The following is a 2,302-nucleotide window of genomic DNA, read 5'->3' as shown; positions in this document are numbered from 1 at the left end:
GTGGAACCACGCCCTCCCCGGGATCGGGATCAGCGGTTGGCGTGCGCGTCCAGGACGTAGGAGATCGCCGAGGTGATCTTCGCGGCGAACGGCAGGTTCAGGCTCTCGTCCGGCACGTGCGCGTTGCTGTCCGGGCCGAGCGCGCCGGTCACCACGAACTGCGCCTCCGGGTAGGCGTCCTGCAGCAGGCCCATGAACGGGATCGAGCCGCCGAGGCCCATCGTCCGCCACTCGGCGCCGAACACCTCGTCACCGGCCTGGTCCAGCGCGGTCGACAGCCACGGCGCGAGCTCGGGGGCGTTCCAGCCCAGCCCGGCCTCGGTGTGCCCGAAGGTCACCTTCGCGCCGTAGGGCACGTCGGTGGACAGCTTCTCCTGCACCGCGCGCAGCGCAGCGGCCGGATCGGCGGTCGGCGGCAGGCGGAAGCTGAGCACCGCGGTCGTGTAGGGCCGCAGGACGTTGCCCGCGTCGGCCGGTTCCGGCAGACCGGAAGCGCCGGTGATCGACAGCGTCGGGCGCCAGGTGCTGTTCAGCGCCAGCTCGACCTCGTCCTCGACGACCGGGCGCAGCCCCTCCGGCCACGGCACCGAGTTCCGGATCAGGCCCGGCGCGGCCTCGACCGCGGAGCGCGCCTCGGCGATCCGGTTCTCCGGGATCGCCACGTTCAGCTCGGGCACCAGGACCTCGCCCGTCGCGGAGTCCTCGAGCCGGTCCAGCAGCTGCCGCAGCACGCGGAACGAGCTGGGCACGATGCCGCTGGCCATGCCGGAGTGCAGACCGCTGTCCAACACCTGCACGGTGACCTCCACCGTCGCCATGCCGCGCAGCGAGGTCGTCAGCCACATCCGGTCGTAGTCGCCGGCGCCGGAGTCCAGGCACACCACCAGCGACACGTCGCCGAGCCGCTCGGACAGGTGCGCCAGGTAGGCGGGCAGGTCCGGGCTGCCGGACTCCTCGCCGGTCTCGAGCATCACGACGCAGCGCGCGTGCGAGCCGCCGTGCGCGCGAACCGCCTCGATGGCGGTGATCGCCGCGTACCCGGCGTACCCGTCGTCGGCCGCGCCGCGGCCGAACAGCCGGTCGTCGCGGACCACCGGCGTCCACGGCCCCAGCCCTTCGGACCAGCCGCCCACCGGCGGTTGCTTGTCGAGGTGCCCGTAGAGCAGCACGGTTCCCTCGGCCGCGCCTTCGGTGGCCGGGATGTCCACCAGCAGCAGCGGGGTGCGCTCGGGCAGTCGGACGACCTCGATCTCGGCGCCTTCGATGCCGCGCGCGGTGATCCACCGGCGCACGTGCTCGACGGCGGCGTCGAGATGCCCGGACTCGACCCAGTCGGCGTCGAAGGCGGGGGAGACTGCTGGGATCTCCACCAGCTCCGACAGGCTCGGCAGGACGGATTCGTCCCACACCCGGTCAACGGTCTTCGAAACGGCAACACGATCCACGCCGAGATCCTATGCCCGTCCGGCCTGCCGACGCCGCTCCCCGACGGCTAGCCCGCGGCGGCGCTGCTGCTCGCGAGGATGCGCAGGTGCGCGGTTCAGCTGCTCCCGGCGGAAATGGTCGTGGTGACGGCGGCGGTGGTGATCACCGCGGTCGCCGCCGCGATCACCTGCTCGACCGCCTTGCCGAGGGCTTCGCCCTTGCTGATCTCCTTCAGCCGCTTGCGCTCGGCGCGTTCGAAGCCGAAGCGGTGGACCAGGCCGGTGGCGTGCACCAGCGCCGCGAGCAGCGCCGACCGGTTGTCCAGTTCGCGTTCGTCGCGGGCGATCGAGCGCAGCTCGTCGATCAGCGCGTTGCGCGTCTCCTCGTGCGGGAAGTACTTGTCGTACGGGATGAACAGCGCGGTCCGCTGCTCGTGCCGCATCAGCCCGCGCTCCGCCAGGGCGGCGCAGTGTCGCTTGCGCGCGCCGCGCCGGCTCTGGATGAAGGTCGCCGCCGCCACCGGTTTGCCCCGCGGCCCGGCCTTGCGCTGCAGGTGGGCGATGGCCTCGTCGATCCAGTCGACACCGCTGGGGCTCGGATCGTCCACCTGGATCTTCTTGCCGGTGAACGAAACCCGGCGCTGCAGCACCAGCTCACCGAGCTCGGCGGCACCGGTGTGATCGCACGTCGAGTGGTACGAGCCGTTCTCCCGCTGCAGCAGGACGACGAACGCCTCCGGCAAGGTCAACGAATCCATGCACCTCAGTCTCGCACCGCTCCGCCCACCCCACCCCCGGGCATAAAAAGTAAATATTTGTGGTGGATGAAGAGTTATATAAGGGGGCGGAACACACAGCGGGGGAGAGCTGGCCACGCT

At 71.2% G+C, this 2,302-nt stretch carries 2 protein-coding genes; both read right to left on the bottom strand.

Features of this window, described 5'->3' with window-relative positions; all coding sequences use genetic code 11:
• Positions 1–29: 29 nt before the first annotated feature.
• Positions 30–1,445, bottom strand: coding sequence for a M20/M25/M40 family metallo-hydrolase (locus ABTZ89_RS38065; protein WP_351054194.1), 1,416 nt, complete (start codon positions 1,443–1,445; stop codon positions 30–32).
• A 95-nt stretch (positions 1,446–1,540) separates the two neighbouring features.
• The gene (locus ABTZ89_RS38060) at positions 1,541–2,182 is read right to left on the bottom strand and encodes a GOLPH3/VPS74 family protein (RefSeq protein ID WP_351054192.1); all 642 of its coding nucleotides are present in this window, start codon (positions 2,180–2,182) and stop codon (positions 1,541–1,543) included.
• Between the last annotated feature and the right edge of the window lie 120 nt (positions 2,183–2,302).

Origin of the sequence: Saccharopolyspora sp. NPDC002686 (assembly GCF_040295745.1) — a bacterium.
GTDB lineage: Bacteria > Actinomycetota > Actinomycetes > Mycobacteriales > Pseudonocardiaceae > Saccharopolyspora > Saccharopolyspora oryzae.
Note: the sequence above shows the minus strand (reverse complement) of the source record. Positions and strands in the feature narration are given on the sequence as shown.

What these genes read in the sequence shown, in the direction of transcription:
- ABTZ89_RS38060 (WP_351054192.1), bottom strand. Translation starts at nt 2,182, where the DNA reads ATGGATTCGTTGACCTTGCCGGAGGCGTTCGTCGTCCTGCTGCAGCGG.